15 protein-coding genes are annotated in these 15,979 nt (G+C 68.6%); 6 read left to right on the forward strand and 9 right to left on the reverse strand.

The genetic code is table 11. From position 1 onward, the window contains the following. A complete protein-coding gene (locus MLP_RS22280) occupies positions 1-885 on the reverse strand; it encodes an SIS domain-containing protein (protein WP_013865456.1) in 885 nt (294 codons plus the stop codon). A gap of 113 nt (positions 886-998) precedes the next feature. Between MLP_RS22280 and MLP_RS22285 the strand changes: the two genes are divergently transcribed. After that, the gene (locus tag MLP_RS22285; protein ID WP_013865457.1) at positions 999-1,778 is read left to right on the forward strand and encodes a DeoR/GlpR family DNA-binding transcription regulator; all 780 of its coding nucleotides are present in this window, start codon (positions 999-1,001) and stop codon (positions 1,776-1,778) included. 393 nt (positions 1,779-2,171) lie between these two features. Here MLP_RS22285 and pdxH read toward each other — a convergent pair whose 3' ends face one another. Continuing rightward, positions 2,172-2,840: a pyridoxamine 5'-phosphate oxidase gene (gene pdxH / locus MLP_RS22290; protein ID WP_013865458.1), complete on the reverse strand. Its 669-nt coding sequence runs from the start codon at positions 2,838-2,840 to the stop codon at positions 2,172-2,174. 96 nt (positions 2,841-2,936) lie between these two features. Between pdxH and serC the strand changes: the two genes are divergently transcribed. Then, positions 2,937-4,052, forward strand: coding sequence for a phosphoserine transaminase (gene serC / locus MLP_RS22295; protein WP_013865459.1), 1,116 nt, complete (start codon positions 2,937-2,939; stop codon positions 4,050-4,052). 82 nt (positions 4,053-4,134) lie between these two features. On the opposite strand, the gene MLP_RS22300 is transcribed toward serC, so the two are convergent. Then, complete coding sequence (locus tag MLP_RS22300) at positions 4,135-5,208, reverse strand: hypothetical protein (protein ID WP_172641614.1); 1,074 nt, start codon at positions 5,206-5,208, stop codon at positions 4,135-4,137. A 106-nt stretch (positions 5,209-5,314) separates the two neighbouring features. Between MLP_RS22300 and MLP_RS22305 the strand changes: the two genes are divergently transcribed. Together MLP_RS22305 and MLP_RS22310 are read left to right on the forward strand one after the other, a co-directional pair. Continuing rightward, positions 5,315-5,767 carry a DUF2231 domain-containing protein gene (locus tag MLP_RS22305; protein WP_013865461.1) on the forward strand — a complete coding sequence of 151 codons (453 nt, stop codon included), beginning with the start codon at positions 5,315-5,317 and terminating at the stop codon, positions 5,765-5,767. A gap of 143 nt (positions 5,768-5,910) precedes the next feature. Continuing rightward, on the forward strand, positions 5,911-6,564 hold the full coding sequence (locus MLP_RS22310; RefSeq protein WP_013865462.1) for a DUF7691 family protein: 654 nt from the start codon (positions 5,911-5,913) through the stop codon (positions 6,562-6,564). Positions 6,565-6,673: 109 nt separating this feature from the next. Here the strand turns inward: MLP_RS22310 and MLP_RS22315 are convergent, their stop codons facing one another. The 3 genes from MLP_RS22315 to MLP_RS22325 all read right to left on the reverse strand — a co-directional run bounded on the left by MLP_RS22315 (position 6,674) and on the right by MLP_RS22325 (position 11,849). Further along, the gene (locus tag MLP_RS22315) at positions 6,674-10,084 is read right to left on the reverse strand and encodes a pyruvate carboxylase (protein WP_013865463.1); all 3,411 of its coding nucleotides are present in this window, start codon (positions 10,082-10,084) and stop codon (positions 6,674-6,676) included. Between the two features lie 90 nt (positions 10,085-10,174). After that, positions 10,175-10,813, reverse strand: a complete 639-nt coding sequence (locus MLP_RS22320) for an SIMPL domain-containing protein (RefSeq protein ID WP_041790474.1) — start codon at positions 10,811-10,813, stop codon at positions 10,175-10,177. 25 nt (positions 10,814-10,838) lie between these two features. Then, entirely contained in the window at positions 10,839-11,849 is a 1,011-nt protein-coding gene (locus tag MLP_RS22325; protein ID WP_231851373.1) for an alpha/beta fold hydrolase, read from the reverse strand. Positions 11,850-11,983: 134 nt separating this feature from the next. Between MLP_RS22325 and MLP_RS22330 the strand changes: the two genes are divergently transcribed. Then, entirely contained in the window at positions 11,984-13,000 is a 1,017-nt protein-coding gene (locus MLP_RS22330) for a hypothetical protein (RefSeq protein WP_156821259.1), read from the forward strand. On the opposite strand, the gene MLP_RS22335 is transcribed toward MLP_RS22330, so the two are convergent. Both MLP_RS22335 and MLP_RS22340 read right to left on the reverse strand, forming a co-directional pair. After that, the gene (locus MLP_RS22335) at positions 12,948-14,198 is read right to left on the reverse strand and encodes an MFS transporter (protein ID WP_013865467.1); all 1,251 of its coding nucleotides are present in this window, start codon (positions 14,196-14,198) and stop codon (positions 12,948-12,950) included. The genes MLP_RS22330 and MLP_RS22335 overlap by 53 nt on opposite strands. Positions 14,199-14,353: 155 nt before the next feature. After that, positions 14,354-14,806, reverse strand: coding sequence for a MarR family winged helix-turn-helix transcriptional regulator (locus MLP_RS22340; protein WP_197536460.1), 453 nt, complete (start codon positions 14,804-14,806; stop codon positions 14,354-14,356). 322 nt (positions 14,807-15,128) lie between these two features. Between MLP_RS22340 and MLP_RS22345 the strand changes: the two genes are divergently transcribed. Beyond that, positions 15,129-15,416: a DUF2530 domain-containing protein gene (locus MLP_RS22345; RefSeq protein WP_013865469.1), complete on the forward strand. Its 288-nt coding sequence runs from the start codon at positions 15,129-15,131 to the stop codon at positions 15,414-15,416. Here the strand turns inward: MLP_RS22345 and MLP_RS22350 are convergent. Continuing rightward, complete coding sequence (locus tag MLP_RS22350; protein ID WP_013865470.1) at positions 15,336-15,953, reverse strand: MarR family winged helix-turn-helix transcriptional regulator; 618 nt, start codon at positions 15,951-15,953, stop codon at positions 15,336-15,338. The genes MLP_RS22345 and MLP_RS22350 overlap by 81 nt on opposite strands. Positions 15,954-15,979 lie beyond the last annotated feature (26 nt).

Here is a 15,979-nt window from a genome sequence, read left to right on the forward strand (position 1 = left end):
TCAGCTTGGCAGGACGACCGAGCGAGCGAGGTTGCGGGGGGTGTCCGGATTGACCCCCAGGGCAAGCGCCCGGGCCACCGCCACCCGCTGCACGGTGACCAACTGCACCAGCGGGTCACGGTCATCGGCGATCCAGGTGGCACCCGTGGCGGTCACCTCGTCGGCCAGCCCGGCCGGCGGCTCGCCGAACATCCAAACCGTACGGCCCGGGGCGGCGATCGAGATCGGACCATGCCGATAGTCCATGGCCGGGTAGGACTCGGCCCACGACGAGGAGGTCTCCCGGAACTTCAAGGCGGCCTCCTGCGCCAGACCGATGGTCCAGCCGCGACCGAGGAAGGTGCTCTGCTCAGCAGTCGGCCAGGCCGGGTCGAGGTCGGCGGCGACGGCCGCCGCGGCGGCTTCTGGCAGCCCTTCGACGTCGCCACGCCAGGCGGTCCGGAACAGCAGCAAGGCGCTGGTCGCGAACCGGGTCTGGACCACGGACCGTTCGTCGGCAAAGGACAGGTCGACGACGACGTCCGCGGCCCGCGGAGCCGGTGTGTCGAGATCGCCGAGGATCACCGTGGTCGGGATCGAGCCTTTGACTCGGTCCAGCAGCTCGAGTACCTCGGTCGTGGTGCCGGAGCGGGTGATCGCGACGATCCGGTCGTACGGCCGATTGGGCACCTCGGAGGCGGTGAACGCATCCGTCTCCCCCAGCCCGGCGGACTCGCGCCAGGAGGCCGCCACCTGCGCCACGAACCAGGAGGTGCCGCAGCCGACCAGCGCCAGACGCTCCCCCCGTTTACCCAGGACTTCCAAGCCGGCCAGCCCCCGTGCGACAGCGATGGCCTGCCGCCAGCAGTCTGGTTGCGAGGCGATCTCGGCTTCGACGAACGTCATGGTGCTGTTCTCCCGGGTCTCGATTCACGCGGCCGCTGGTCGTTGACGAGTCTGGTCGTTTTATGTGTCCAGCTGTTTGTTTTGCTTCCCAAACACGCAGATATGAACATATCATGCGGCTTGTGACCCGAGCTGAACGTTTGTCGTCTCTCCTCGAGATGCTCGTTGAGCATGGCCGGATCGATGTCGAGCACTCGGCGGACCACTTCGGCGTGTCCGCCGCGACGATCCGTCGTGACCTCGACTATCTGGCCGACCAGCAGTTGCTGTCGCGGACGCATGGCGGTGCGGTGCCGAACACCACCAGCTATGACCTCCCGCTGCGCTACAAGTCGATCAGCCGGGGCGAGGCCAAGGCCCGGATCGCCGAGCGGGCCGTCGCGATGATGTGGCCGGGCTGCACGCTCTCCCTGAACGGCGGCACCACCACCGTCGAGGTTGCCCGGGCCATCTCCGGATCGCCGGCGCTGCACAACGGCGTCACCGTGGTCACCAATGCGATCAACATCGCCACCGAGCTGACCGTGCGGCCGTTCATCAAGATCGTGGTGTGCGGCGGGGTCGCCCGGCCGCAGAGCTACGAGCTGGTGGGCGCGCTCGCCACCGAGACCTTGAGCCAGCTCACCCCGGACCTCTGCTTCCTCGGCGCGATCGGGGTCGATCCCGCGGCCGGCATCACCACCTATGACGAGGACGAGGCCGCGATCAACCGAGTGATGGTCACCCAGGCCAAGCGGACCGTGGTGGTCTGTGACGCCTCCAAGCTCGGACACGTCGGCTTCTCCCGCATCTGCCACGTGCATGAGGTCTCCGCGATCATCACCGATGCCGCCGCCGATCCGGCCATGGTGGCTACCCTGGAGAGCCAGGGGGTCGAGGTCATCCTCGCCTGAGCTGGCCCGGAATCGCTTGAACTCGTCTGGGAACCCTCGCTGAGCTTGTCCGGAAAACCCATTGACCCCTCCGATGAGGGTGCCTACGGTGGTGGGCACACAGGAGAGGAGGTGGTCCAAAGACATGAAGGCTTATTGGACTTGTGAGGTGGCGGCCAGCTAGCCGCTGCGCGACCTGTGAAGGTCGGCCGCAGCGGCCGGCTAATCCACAGCCAACACCCGAACCCGCGAACGTCGGACTCGTCCCCCGACCGTGGTCAGGCTGAGAGCGATCTCGACCCAACCACGACAGTTCGCGGGTTTGTCGCGTTCTGGGAGAAGCCAGGCACTAGCTGTGAGTTCATCCCCGACGTCGGGGACGAACTCACAGCTTGTCCTCGTTCTCGGCCCGATTCACGGGGCCAGCCGGGTCAGGTCCCAGGAGCGCCCCGGCTGGTCCCCCGCCAGGAGCTGGTAACGCAGGCGATCATGCATCCGACTGGGTTGGCCCTGCCAGAACTCGATCATGGTGGGCCGGACCAGGAAGCCACCCCAGTGTTCAGGGCAGGGCACGTCGCTGCCGGCAAATCGCGCCTCGGCGGCCGCATACTCGGCCTGCAACTCCTCGATCGACGCCACCGGCGAGGACTGCGCCGAAGCCCACGCGCCCAGCTGCGAACCACGCGGCCGGGTCGCGAAATAGGCCTCCGACTCGGCCCGCGGCACCCGCTCGGCCGCCCCTTCGATGCGGATCTGGCGGTGCATCGCGTACCAGCCGAAGTGCAGCGCGACCAGCGGGTCGGCCGCCAGCTCCGAGCCCTTCGCCGAGTCGTAGTTGGTGAAGAAGATGAAGCCCTCGGCGCTGAGCTCTTTGAGCAGCACGGTGCGCGACCGTGGTCGGCCGGCCGCGCAGGTCGCTACCACCATTGCCGTCGGCTCGGCGAGCTCGCCCCGGTCCCGAGCTGCGAAAGCCTCCGCCAGCCAGGCCCGGAACAGCGCGAACGGCGCGTCCGGCACCGCCGACTCCAACAGATGATCGCCGAGGTAGTCAACGCGCTCGGCAGCCAGATCCGGGACACCCATGTCGCCAGTCTTCCAGCCTGCTCGCCACGACGAGGTGAAGGCTGATCCCCGTCGTCGGGGACGAGCCATCGGCCAGATGGCTGAGAGAATGCGACGGTGACCGGACTCGTGATCCCCTCCGACCTGCTGCCCCGCGACGGACGCTTCGGCTCCGGCCCGGCGAAGGTGCGACCCGAATCGTTGACCGCCCTCGCGGCGACCGGAACGTCGCTGCTGGGCACGTCGCACCGCCAGGCTCCGGTCAAGCGCCTGGTCGCCGAGGTGAAGGTCGGTCTTGAGGAGCTGTTCACCCTGCCGGAAGGCTATGAGGTGGTGTTCGGCAACGGCGGGGCTACCCAGTTCTGGGACATCGCGGTGTCCTCGCTGATCCGCCGCCGCAGCGCCCACGCCAGCTTCGGGGAGTTCTCGGCCAAGTTCGCCGCTGCCGCGAAGGCGGCACCTCATCTGGCTGCCCCTTCCGTGGTGACGGCGGACCCGGGGTCAGTCGCCGTGCCGACCGCAGTATCGGGTGCCGACGTCTATGCCTGGCCGCACAACGAGACGTCCACCGGCGCGATCGCACCGGTACGCCGAGTGCCGGGAGCGGCCGACGAGGCATTGATGGTGATCGACGGCACCTCGGCCGCCGGCGGCACCAGGATCGACGTGGCTGAGACCGACGTCTACTACTTCGCGCCGCAGAAGAGCTTCGGCTCCGAGGGCGGACTGTGGTTCGCGCTGCTGTCACCCGCCGCGCTCGACCGCGTCGCCGAGATCGCTGCCACCGACCGTTGGATCCCGGCGACGTTGAGCCTGGGGACGGCGGTGCAGAACTCCCGCAGCGACCAGACGCTGAACACCCCGGCGATCGCGACCCTGTTCTTGATGCGGGAGCAGCTGACCTGGATCAATGCCCAGGGCGGGCTGGCGTATGCGGCTCAGCGGACCGATGACTCGAGCAGCCGGCTGTATGCCTGGGCCGAGGCATCGCCATCCGCGACCCCGTTCGTCGCCGATCCGGCACTGCGCTCCCCCGTCGTCGGCACCATCGACTTCGACGGCGTCGACGCGGCCGCGATTGCACGGGTGCTGCGGGCGAACGGCGTGGTCGACACCGAGCCCTACCGCAAGCTTGGCCGCAATCAGCTTCGGGTCGGGATGTTCCCCAACGTCGATCCCGACGACGTCAGCGCGCTCTGCGCCTGCATCGACTGGGTGATCGAGCGCCTCTGATCCGTCTGAACCGCTCGGACCACCAGAAGGTGTGCGGTTCTGCCGGATACTCACGGCAGAACCGCACAGCCTCTTCTGGGCATCAGTCCTTACGGATGACCACCACGACCACGCCGGCCACGACTGCGACCACGGCCGCGAGACCCAGGGCCGCGATGGTGCCAGTCCCGCTCAGCGGGGATCCGCCGCCCGCGGCGTTGTCCGTCGGCTCGTCCTCGGCGTCCGCAGGATCGCCGTTGGTCGGGCTCGCCTTGGCTGTCGGAGTGGGGCTCGACGTGGTCGGCGATGCGGTTGGACTGTCGCTGGGGGTCGGTGACGGGGTCGCGGAAGGCGTCGGCACCTCGACCAGCGAGGTGGGCACGTCGACCCGCAGCACCTTGGACCGCTTGCCCTCGCTGCCGAGCAGCAGCGCGCCGCCGTCGAACGTCGTGGTGATCGACTCGCCCTGCCGCTGCGCCGGCGTGGCCGCACGGGAGACCACCTGGTACGACGCCGGATCCACGATCTCCACCGAGACATAGGTGCGCAACGCGTATCGGCCGTCCGGAAGCACGGTGCCATCAGTCACGAACGGCGGCGCGTCGCCGACCCGTTCCAGCGTGTTGACCCCCTGTCGCGACGGGTCGGTTGGTGCCGCATAGATGCCCGCCTTCGTCCCCTTGGTCACGATGAACAGCCGCCCGTCCCCGTCGACCAACAGTGTCTCGGCATCCTGTGGACCGTCGGGATAGGAGAAGTCGTACGCCTTGTACGACACCGGGCCCGCTCCTGGCGCAGCTTCGTCGAAGAAGTAGACCGTGACGAAATCCCGGCGCGCGCGGTTGTCGCCGATGTCGGCCACATAGAGCCGGCCACGGTGGAAGGCGACCGCCTCGACGTCGACCGGCTGCGCCCGGAATTCGAGGGTTCCCTCGGTGTTGCCGTGGTCATCGAGCGCGTACGCGATGCCGCGGTCACCGGAGTCGTTGACCGTCCAATACCGGCTGTCCGCAGCGTCGGTGGCCAACCCGGACGATTCCGTGATCCGCGGGTCGCCGATGGTGAACTCGATCGTCTCGGCAGCCGCGGGGAGGACGGCCAGCCAGCCGACCAGGGTCGCGAGCATGACCATGACGGCAACGCTCATCGTCAGGCGGCGTCGGGGCGACGGCTCCATCACGGATCCCTCTCTGCGGCAGTGATGCTGGAGGGAGCGTACGGGACATCGAGTACTCATAGCTTGTTCACAGTCACGTCGGCCGGTGTCGGTTTAGGCTTCAACTATGGAGATCATGGGCCTGCCGCTGCACCCCCTCGTCGTGCATGCCGTCGTCGTGCTGGTGCCGTTGGCCTCGCTAGGGGGCATCGTGATCAGCCTCTGGGGAGCGGCACGCAAGCGGTACGGCTGGCTGACGGTGGCGTTCGCCGCGGCTGCGGCCGGCAGCACCTTCGTTGCGCAGAAGGCGGGCGAAGCGTTCTACGCGACCTTCGCCCGTCCTACCGAGGCGATGGAGCATCACATGACTCTCGGTGGCCAATTATTGCCCTGGGTGATCATCCTGTTCGTGGGCACGGTCGCGGTGATGTTCGCGCAGCGGCTGATCGACCGCCAGGACTCGCGCGGCCGGATCATGGTGATCGTCGGCAGCGTCGTCACCGTCGTCATGGCGCTGGTCAGCATCGTCCAGGTCGCCCGGATCGGCCACTCCGGCGCAACGGCCGTCTGGGGCGGCTGAAACTCAGCCGGTCACTCGTTGCCAAACCGCGGCGACCAGAACGACGACCAACAGCCCTACCAGCACGCCAGAGACGATGAGCCGGCGCACACGGGGATTCACCTGGCCAGGATAAGAGCATCCGGACCGATTACGGTGTCTGCATGGGTGAGCTTCGTCTCTATGCCATCGGCATCGAGGAGATGCGCGGGCTCATCGGTGCCGGCCCGCTCACCGACGAGCTGCGCGAAGCCGCCCGCCGCGCCTTCGCCCCGCCGGCACGGCCGAAACCCCACGGGCTGCTCGGCAGACTCGGGCCGCTGTTCCGCAAGCCGCCGGACGCGCCGGTCATCTGCGCCACGGACCCGGAGCCGCGCGATGCGGAGGCTCTGCTCGCCGGCGCCTACATCGCCCCGGACCGGATGGGCGCCAGCTGGCGGGTGCTCGAGGCGCTCGTCGCGTACCGGGCCTGGGGTGCCACCCGGCTGCCGCTCGATCCGCAGTCGCTGGAGGAGCTGGACTTCGCGCTCGCACGCGGCGGGGTGTCGGCGGCCGTCGGGATCGGTCACCTGCTGGCCTCGAACACCGACGTGCGGCTGATTCCAGTGCAGGGACTGACCGTCGGCTGGCATCGACACGACAAGGCGCTGGCGATGGCTGCCGCCTATCGAGCCGCCAGCCCGGCGATCAAGACCGACGAACAGCGTGAGTTGGTGTCGAACCTGGTCGGCTGGCTGGACGGCTTCATCCCCTGGTCACAGGTCGCGGTGACCCTCGGCCGCCCCGTCCCCGACCTGATCGGCTTCTGGGCCCACTGAGGTTCACGGGATCTGCTCGGGATTGTCGGCTTCGCTCGATCTGCAGACCGAGCAGAACCGACAAGATCGAGCAGATTCCACGGGCAGACAGGCTGCGCCGCGCTGAGGATCACGCGGCCGGCGTCACCACGACGACCAGGTCGCCGCCTTCGACCTGCTGGACGGAGCCGATGGCGAGCCGCTGGACGGTGCCGGCGATCGGGGTGGTGATGGCTGCCTCCATCTTCATCGCCTCGATGGTCGCCACGGTCTGCCCGGCCTCGACCTGAGCACCTTCGGCGACCGCCACCGAGACCACGCCGGCGAACGGCGCGGCCACGTGCCCCGGTCGAGTCGGATCGGCCTTCTCCGCGGCCTTGATGTCGACCTTGATCGAGGTGTCGCGTACTCGGATCGGCCGCAGTTGGCCGTTCAGGGTGCACATCACGGTCCGCATGCCGCGCTCGTCGGCGCTGCCGATCGCCTCCAGGCCGAGGATCAGGCTGACTCCCCGACCCAGCGGCACGGTGTGCTCGTCGCCGGTCCGCAGGCCGTACAGATAGTCCAGCGTGTCCAGTCGCCCGACCTCGCCGTACGTTGTCCGCGCCTTGGTGAACTCCTTGGCCGGGCCGGGGAAGAGCAGCCGGTTGAGGGTCTGCTGCCGCGGTACGCCGGACTCGTCCAGAGCCCGTGAGTCCTCCTCGGCCAGCTCGACATCCCGCACCGGGATCGAGCGGCCGGCCAGTGCCTTGGTGCGGAACGGCTCCGGCCAGCCGCCGGGCGGGTCGCCGAGCTCGCCGTTCAGGAAGCCGATCACCGAGTCCGGGATGTCATAGTTGCCGGGATTGGCCTCGAAATCGTCCGGATCCGCGCCGATGGCCACCAGCGACAGCGCGAGGTCGCCGACCACCTTGGAGGACGGGGTCACCTTGGTCGGCCGGCCCAGGATCCGCGAGGCGGCGGCGTACGTGGCCTCGATGTCCTCGAACCGATCCCCCAGTCCCAGCGCGATCGCCTGCTGCCGCAGATTGGACAGCTGGCCACCGGGGATCTCGTGGTCGTAGACCCGCCCCGTCGGCGACGGCAGACCCGACTCGAACGGGGCATAGACCTTGCGCACCGCCTCCCAGTACGGCTCCAGGTCCATCACCGCCCGCAGATCCAAGTGGGTCGCTCGCTCGGTGTGGGCCAGCGCGGCGACCAGCGCCGAGGCCGGCGGCTGGGAGGTGGTGGCCGACATCGGTGCCGAGGCGACGTCCACGGCGTCCACACCGGCGTCGACCGCCGCCAGCAAGGTGGCGAGTTGCCCTCCTGCGGTGTCATGGGTGTGCAGGTGCACCGGCAGATCGAACCGCTGCCGCAGCGCCGTCACCAGCTTGTGCGCGGCCGGCGGGCGAAGCAGCCCGGCCATGTCCTTGATCGCCAGGATGTGGGCCCCGGCCTCGACGATCTCCTCGGCCAGCCGCAGGTAGTAGTCCAGCGTGTAGAGCTTCTCGCCAGGATCGTTGAGGTCGGCGGTGTAGCACAGCGCGACCTCCGCCACCGTGGTGCCGGTCTCGCGCACCGCGTCGATCGCCGGTCGCATCTGATTCACGTCGTTGAGTGCGTCGAAGATGCGGAAGATGTCGATGCCGACGGCGGCCGCCTCGGCGACGAACGAGGTGGTGACCTTCGTCGGATACGGGGTGTAGCCGACGGTGTTGCGACCGCGCAGCAGCATCTGCAGACACAGCCCGGGCATGTTGTAGCGCAGCGTCGCCAGCCGCTCCCACGGATCCTCTTGCAGGAAGCGCAAGGCGACGTCGTACGTCGCCCCACCCCAGCATTCGACCGAGAACAGCTCGGGCGTGGTGCGGCCGACATACGGGGCGACCCGCAGCAGATCCTTGGTCCGGACCCGGGTCGCCAGCAGCGACTGATGCGCGTCTCGGAAGGTGGTGTCGGTGACCTCCAGATTGACCCGGGAGCGCAGGTCGGCGGCAAAGCCTTCCGGGCCGAGGGCCAGCAACCGCTGCCGCGAGCCGTCGGGCGACGGCTGGGAAAGATCCACGCCGGCGGGGAGCTTCTCCCGCGGATCGAGCCGGGTCGGCGGCGCGCCGTACGGGCGATTCACGGTGGTCTCGGCGAGCCAGCGCAGCAGCCGGGTGCCGCGGTCGGCCGGGATGTGGGTGGTCAGCAACTCCGGCCGCTGCTCGATGAAGGCCGTCGACACGTCACCGGCGAGGAAATCCGGATCGGCCAGCACCGCCTGCAGGAAAGGAATGTTGGTGCTGACACCGCGGATCCGGAACTCCGCCAGCGCACGCCGCGAGCGGGCCACGGCGGCCGAGAAGTTCCGACCGCGGCAGGTCAGCTTGACCAGCATCGAGTCGAAGTGCGGGCTGATCTCCACCCCGGTGTCGACGGTGCCGCCATCGAGCCGGACGCCGGCACCGGCTGCCGACCGGTAGGCGGTGATGGTGCCCGTGTCGGGCCGGAACCCGTTGGCGGGGTCCTCGGTGGTGATCCGGCACTGCAACGCGGCGCCGTTGATGCGTACCGTGTCCTGGCTCAGACCCAGGTCCGCCAACGAGGAACCGGACGCGATCAGCATCTGCGACTGCACCAGGTCGACATCGGTGATCTCCTCGGTCACCGTGTGCTCGACCTGGATCCGCGGGTTCATCTCGATGAACACGTGCTGACCGGCGCGCGGGCCCTCGGTCTCGACCAGGAACTCCACCGTGCCGGCGCAGGAGTAGTTGATCGACTCCGCGAACTGCACCGCGTCAGCGCACAGTGCTTGGCGCAACTCCTCGGAGATGTTCGGCGCCGGCGCGATCTCGACGACCTTCTGGTGGCGGCGCTGGATCGAGCAGTCACGCTCGAACAAATGCATCACGTGGCCGCCTGCGTCGGCGAGGATCTGCACCTCGATGTGCCGAGGCCGCCCGACCGCCTGCTCGATGAAGACCGTCGGATCGCCGAACGCTCCCTCCGCCTCCCGCATGGCGGCGCTCAGCGCCTCGGGCAGAGCCTCCGGGCTGTCGACCCGACGCATGCCGCGACCGCCACCGCCGGCCACGGCCTTGACGAACACCGGGAAGCCGATCTCTTCGGCACCGGCAACCAGCGCCTGGATATCGGAAGAGGGCGGGGTCGAGCGCAATGTCGGAATGCCGGCAGCCTTCGCCGCAGCCAACGCTCGGACCTTGTTGCCGGCCAGTTCCAGCACGTCCGGCGGCGGCCCGATGAAGGCGATCCCGGCCTCCTGGCAGGCGCGGGCCAGCTCGGGGTTCTCGCTGAGGAAGCCGTAGCCGGGATAGATCGCATCCGCCCCGGACTCCCGGGCGGCCCGGATGATCTCGCGGACATCCAGATAGGCGCGCACCGGGTGGCCGCGCTCCCCGATCAGATAGGCCTCGTCGGACTTGATCCGGTGCACCGCATTGCGGTCCTCGTACGGATAGACAGCGACGGTGGCGGCGCCGAGCTCGTACGCAGCCCGGAAGGCCCGGACGGCGATCTCACCACGGTTGGCGACGAGGACCTTGGAGAACATGGTCGAGAATCTATCCGCCGTACGGCGTTCGACCGATATCGTCCCAGGAACCGTGGACAGGGTCTTGACCGCGGCCCGTTCAGCCGTGAGTCAGTCGTCGGCCAGCTGGAACCTGACCGTGACCTGGGCGCCGACTCGCTGCTCGGCCGGCTCCAGGTCCAGCTCCGGCTCACCGCCACCACGCGCGGAGTCCATCGCGAAGGCCTTCATCATCCGCGGCGCCCCGATCGAGCCGTCGAGATCGGACACCTCGACCAGCTCGCCGAGGGTGGCATCGAAGGCGGCCGCATAATCGGCGGCCCGCCGCTTGGCCTCCTCGATGGCCGCGATCCGGACCTGGCGATAGATCGCGTTGGCCGGCCGCAATGACCACCACGGCCCGTCGACCTGGGCGCCGTCGAGCGCGGACACGGCTGCGATCAGGTCCGCCAGCGCGGCAAAATCGGCGACCACCAACTCGGTGCTGAGCCGGCCGCGGTAGCCACTGATCCGCTGGCCACCCCGCCCGCTGAAGACCGGACCAACATGCAGCCCGGAGGTGCTGTGCCGTTCGAGGCTCGATCGTCGCTCCGCCACGATCGCCCGGATCAAAGCGCTCGCCTCAGCCAGCTCACGGCGTACCCGATCGGCATCGGGACCGGTCCGGTGCACCGTCGCGGAGATCGTGGCCAGATCGGGTGCGCTGACCAGCTCCGCCTCACCGCGGACGGTCACCACTGCTGTCGTCATGCCAGCCAAGGTAGCCGCCGGAGCCTCAGCGGCCCCAGAACTGGTCCAGCTCGGCACTCAGCTGCTTGCTGACCTGCATCGGCAGGGAGTGGGTGGTGTTCGGCCAGACCCGTACGGTGCCGTTCGGCAGGCCAGCGGCGCGCTCCGCGGCCTTCTCACCGCCGGCGAGCGAGTCGTGGTCGGCGATCGCGACATACGTCGGGAGTGTCAGGTGCGCGAGCTGGTCGTCGGTCAGCACCTTGGGGGTCGGCAGCTCGGCGGAGTAGTGGTCGGCACCGGCCGTGATCATCCGAGCTACCGGATCAGCGGGGTCGGCGCTCTCGCCACCGCCGATCTCGGTGAGAGCCCGCTCTCGCAGTGAGGCGGGCAGGAACGGCAGGGACCCGAGCATGGCCCAGCCCATCATCCGGGCCGACGGGTAGCCGAAGGTGAACACCGGCTCGAGCAGCGCCAGGCTGCGGACGTGCTCGGGATGCAGCCGGGCATAGGTTGCGGCCGTGGCACCACCGAACGAGTGCCCCAGCACATGCACACCACCGGGCGCCAGCTCGGCGACGACCTGGTCGATCCAGACCGCCTGGTCCTCGGGTGCCGTCATTGGCACCGTCTGGATCGACAGTCCGGCATCTCCCAGCGCATCGACGGCGATCACGGTTCGCTTGGCCGCGATGGCAGGCAGGTTCTCCGACCACATCGGCACACCGGAGGTGCGGCCCGGGAGCAACAACACCGGTGTCCGATCCGCAGCTCGCGGCTGACGCCACACGTACGCCCGGACAGTGCCGTAGTCGGTCGGCACGTCCACGGTCTGGGTCGGCGTCGGCATGGTCGCGAGAGCAGCTGCGTACGCGGTTGCGTAGCTGCGCTTCCCTTCGGGGGTGCGGAACTGACCGACCGTCGGGCGGGAGAGCACCAGACTGAGCAACCCGATGACGGCCAGCGCGCCGACCAGGCCCCGGACGAACCACTGCAGGACACGCCGCCATCGACTCGGCGTCTCCGTTCGACCGGACGAGTTGACATCCAATGGGGCCACCTCCTCTCGTCCCATCCCAGCATCACCGCCGAACAAACGGATCGACGGGACTGATCTCAGGGGTGACTGATGTCAGGGGTCGATCGTGACGATCAGCGCAGGTGTCGACCGCGCACGGCGGGACCGTGGAAGGCATGAGACGTCATCTTGCTGCCACGTTTGCGCTCGCGCTGTTGTCGCCGTTTCTCGCCGAGTTCCTGCTCGGCGACCAGTACCTGTCCGCCGACCGCAGTGTCGGCACCCAGGTCGGCATGTTCCTCGTCCTCGGTCTTTGGTACGGCGCCGGCGCCGTGCTGATCCGGGAGGTCGCGCGCCGCGCCGGCCGCGGCTGGCCCACCATCCTGCTGCTCGGGTTGGTCTTCGGACTGATCGAGGAAGGGCTGCTCACCCAGTCGCTGTTCAATCCGCATTACCTGGGTCTGGATCTGCTCTCGTACGGGCATCTCGACGCGCTCGGGATCGGACTGCCCTGGACGATCTTCGTCCTGACCCTCCACGTGGTGTGGAGCATCGCTACCCCGATCGCCCTGGTCGAAGGGATCTGGCCGGGCCGCGATCCGTGGTTCGGCCGGGTCGGACTCGGGGTGGTGAGCGGGCTGGCGGTGCTCGGCGCCCTGGCGATCCTGACCGTGTCCTGGTTCAGCAGCGGATTCGTCGCGGCACCGGCTCAGCTGATCACCTCTGCAGTCCTTGCCGTGGTTGCCGCCGTGGTGGCGTTCCGGCTGCCGCGGGTCGGGATCGTCCGGCCGCCGCGGGCGGTATTGCCGTCGGCCGCCGTGGCGCTGGTGCTCGCCTCGGCGTTCCAGGTCACCGAGCATCAGGGACCGGATCTCGTCCCGGCGTGGGCCACGGTCGGTGTCCTGCTCGTCCTACTGGCCGCCGCCATCGCTGTGTCCGTGGTGTTCCGCTTGGACGTGCTCGGGCTGGCGACAGGCGCGGTCCTGACCTATGCCTGGGTCGGCTTGGCCAACTCGCTCTCCGCCGGCCTGGCCGGAGTCATCGAGCAGACCGTCATCGTCCTGGTGGCACTCGCAGTGACCGCACTGGCCGTCACGCGGCGCCGTCGGCACGCGTCGGACACCGGCGAGTGGAGCCCGATCAGTGCGAGCGGCTCAGATGCGGATGCGGCAGCTCACGCAAAGCGGCGCTGAGCGACAGGTGCTGGCGGTGGCTGATGACGGCCACCGCCAACAGCACGCCGAGGATCGTCAACGCGCCGCCACCGATCAGTGTCCAGCGTGGGCCGAACGCCTGTCCGATCCAGCCGATCAGCGGTGCCCCCACCGGCGTACCGCCCATCAGCACCATCATGTAGAGCGCCATCACCCGCCCCCGCAGTTGCGGGTCTGCGGCCATCTGCACCGAGGCGTTGGACGCGGTCAAGGTGAGCAGGGCGGCCAGCCCCATGAACGGCAACACGGCGGCATAGGTCGCGTACGTGGGCATCAAACCGGCGACCACCTCGACCGCACCGAAGGTCAGCGCCATGATCACCACGAATCGGCCGCGCGGCGCCTGCGTCCGACGGGCCGCCAGCAGGGCGCCCGCCAGCGAGCCGACCGCCATGATGGTGCCGAGGATGCCGTACTCCTCCGGTCCTTTGCCGAACTCCTGCTGCGCCATCAGCGCCGAGGTGAGCTGGAAGTTCATCCCGAAGGTGCCGACGAAGAACGCGATCAACAGCACGAGCAGGATCTCGCTGTGCTGGACGACGTACGCCATCCCCTCCCGGATCTGTCGTTTGCCGCGGGTGGCCGGCACGGTCGGCTGCAGCCGACGCGGATCGATGATCAGCAGCGCGGCGATGAAGGCGAGGTAGGTGATCGCGTTGGACAAGATCGCCCACCCGGAGCCGAAGGCGCCGATCACCAGCCCGGCCACCGCCGGGCCGACGATGCGCGCGGCGTTGAAGGTGGCGGAGTTGAGGGCGATCGCGTTCGGCAACCGGTCCCGGCCGACGAACTCGGAGACGAACGCCTGCCGCGCGGGATTGTCGAAGGCGGTCCCGAGGCCGAAGGCGAAGGCGATCGCGAAGACGATCGGGGTGGTGGCGACCCCGGTGATGGCCAGCACGCCGAGTGTGCCGGCGCAGATCGCCAGCCAGGCCTGGGTGACCCGGAGCACCAGCCGCTTGTCGAGCCGGTCGGCGACCAGTCCTCCGTACGCCGACAGCAACAGCATCGGCAGGAACTGCAGCGCGGTGGTGATGCCGATCGCCAGACCGGAACCGCCGGACAGCTCCAGAACCAGCCAGTCCTGGGCGACCCGCTGCATCCAGGTGCCGATGTTGGAGACGAAGGAGCCGGTGACGTAGGTCCGGAAGTTGGGTACGGCCAGAGCAGCGAACATACTGCCCCGCTGTTCTACCGCAGGTGGTTCGACGCTCAGGTTGGTTCCGGCGGCATTGGTTTCGGTGGAGTTGCTATCGGTGCTGTCGGCTCTGGTGGTGCTCGTGGGATTCGCCTCCTAGTGGGCGTTCATGGTCATGGGCGAAGGGTCGTGGCTCAGCTCTCGGCGATCTTGAGCAGGATCGGTACGGCGGCGTGCAGGGTCTGCCTCTCGGCCTCGGTGAGCTTCTCCAGCCGGGCCGCGAGCCATTGGTTCCGGCGCTCGCGATTGGCCTCGAGCAGCTCCATCCCCTGCTCGGTGAGCCCGAGGAGGCACGCCCGACGATCGGTCGGACTCGGACTGCGCCGGACCAACCCGCGCGCTTCGAGGTGGTCGACCAGCCTGGTCATCGACGGCGCCCGCACCTGTTCCTGCGCGGCCAACTCACCGATCTGCAACTCACCTTCGCGGGCGAGCACGCCCATCGCCGACAGCTGGCTCGGAGTCAGCTCTTCGGTATCCGCCCTCGCTTGTCGCAGGTGCCGGGCCAGCCGAAAGACAGCCGGCCGCAGTTCGCCGGCCAACTCCACGCTCTCTTTCGGCATGAATGGGGACGCGTACGTAGGCACGACTCCACAGTATTGCTTAGCAATGCTAAATACAAGCGAGACTCGATCTTCCCCACTTCGCACCATTTAGGTCGACTGCGCAGGCGCACGTGGTGCGCGGTCGCATCAAATGGTGCGAAGTGGATCAGGCCCGACGGGTACGCGCGGTCGCATCAATGATGCGGCGCCCGGATTCTGACAATTGGACGCACAACCCAAGCCTCACGCGATTTAGCCGCCAGATTCTGCACCGGTGTGGCAGATTCTCGAAATCTTACTGTCGGCCTTGCGTGAGCCGGTCATCCCGGCGATGCCAAGCATCCCATCCGCATAGGCTCGGAGAGTGAGCGAACCCGACGAGTCCCCAACCGGAGAGTCTCACCTGATCCGGCAGGCGGAGGTGCCGCCATTGGACGTCGACGGCGTCCAGGCGGCGACGGTCGGCAGTGCGCTGTTTGCGATCGCCACGGTGATCCTGGCGTTCGCCTATCCCCGGCTCACCACGAGCGGCGACGGCTGGTGGCTCGGAGTGGGGATCAGCGGGCTGGCACTAGGCCTGATCGGTCTCGGTTACACCCTGCTGAGGCGCCGTCGCCGCCGGAGTCGGTCGGCCGGCGCGCCGCCGAGTTGATCCCGCCGCGGCCAGCCCGGCCAGCAGTTCCTCCAGCAGGTAGGCCAGATCGTCGACCTGGCGGGCGGTCAGCCCGCGCATCAGATCGGCCTCGACCAGGTTCGCCTCCCGGATAGCGGTCTCGTACAGCTGCCAGCCGGCAGGAGTGAGGGCGACGAGAATCCGGTTCCGTTTGTCCCGGTCGGGCGTCCGGTGCACGAGGTCCCGCTCCACCATCCGATCCAACCGGTGCGTCATCGAGGACGGCGCCACATGAGCGGCTTCCGCCAGCCGGGTCGGGGTCAGCCAGTGACCGTCGGCCCGGGCGATCTCGTTCAGCACCGTCCACTCGCCGCCTGACACGCTCAGATCGGCGAGCTTCTGGTCGTACCACTGGTTCAGCCGGCGCGACAATCGATGCACCGCAGTGATCACCCGCTGCACAGACTCGTCGGCACCGGCCGCCACGTACGCCGCGACCAGGTTGCCGAGATCGGCGGCATCCTCCTCCGAGCCGACGACCTGAGACGACTCCAACCCGCTCTTCTCGACGCTCACGCCCCCATTTTGCCGACGCGCGTTTC

Origin of the sequence: Microlunatus phosphovorus NM-1 (assembly GCF_000270245.1) — a bacterium.
Taxonomy (GTDB): domain Bacteria; phylum Actinomycetota; class Actinomycetes; order Propionibacteriales; family Propionibacteriaceae; genus Microlunatus; species Microlunatus phosphovorus.

What these genes read in the sequence shown, in the direction of transcription:
- MLP_RS22280 (WP_013865456.1), bottom strand. Translation starts at nt 885, where the DNA reads ATGACGTTCGTCGAAGCCGAGATCGCCTCGCAACCAGACTGCTGGCGG.
- MLP_RS22285 (WP_013865457.1), top strand. Translation starts at nt 999, where the DNA reads ATGCGGCTTGTGACCCGAGCTGAACGTTTGTCGTCTCTCCTCGAGATG.
- pdxH (WP_013865458.1), bottom strand. Translation starts at nt 2,840, where the DNA reads ATGGGTGTCCCGGATCTGGCTGCCGAGCGCGTTGACTACCTCGGCGAT.
- MLP_RS22300 (WP_172641614.1), bottom strand. Translation starts at nt 5,208, where the DNA reads ATGGAGCCGTCGCCCCGACGCCGCCTGACGATGAGCGTTGCCGTCATG.
- MLP_RS22305 (WP_013865461.1), top strand. Translation starts at nt 5,315, where the DNA reads ATGGAGATCATGGGCCTGCCGCTGCACCCCCTCGTCGTGCATGCCGTC.
- MLP_RS22310 (WP_013865462.1), top strand. Translation starts at nt 5,911, where the DNA reads ATGGGTGAGCTTCGTCTCTATGCCATCGGCATCGAGGAGATGCGCGGG.
- MLP_RS22315 (WP_013865463.1), bottom strand. Translation starts at nt 10,084, where the DNA reads ATGTTCTCCAAGGTCCTCGTCGCCAACCGTGGTGAGATCGCCGTCCGG.
- MLP_RS22320 (WP_041790474.1), bottom strand. Translation starts at nt 10,813, where the DNA reads ATGACGACAGCAGTGGTGACCGTCCGCGGTGAGGCGGAGCTGGTCAGC.
- MLP_RS22330 (WP_156821259.1), top strand. Translation starts at nt 11,984, where the DNA reads ATGAGACGTCATCTTGCTGCCACGTTTGCGCTCGCGCTGTTGTCGCCG.
- MLP_RS22335 (WP_013865467.1), bottom strand. Translation starts at nt 14,198, where the DNA reads ATGTTCGCTGCTCTGGCCGTACCCAACTTCCGGACCTACGTCACCGGC.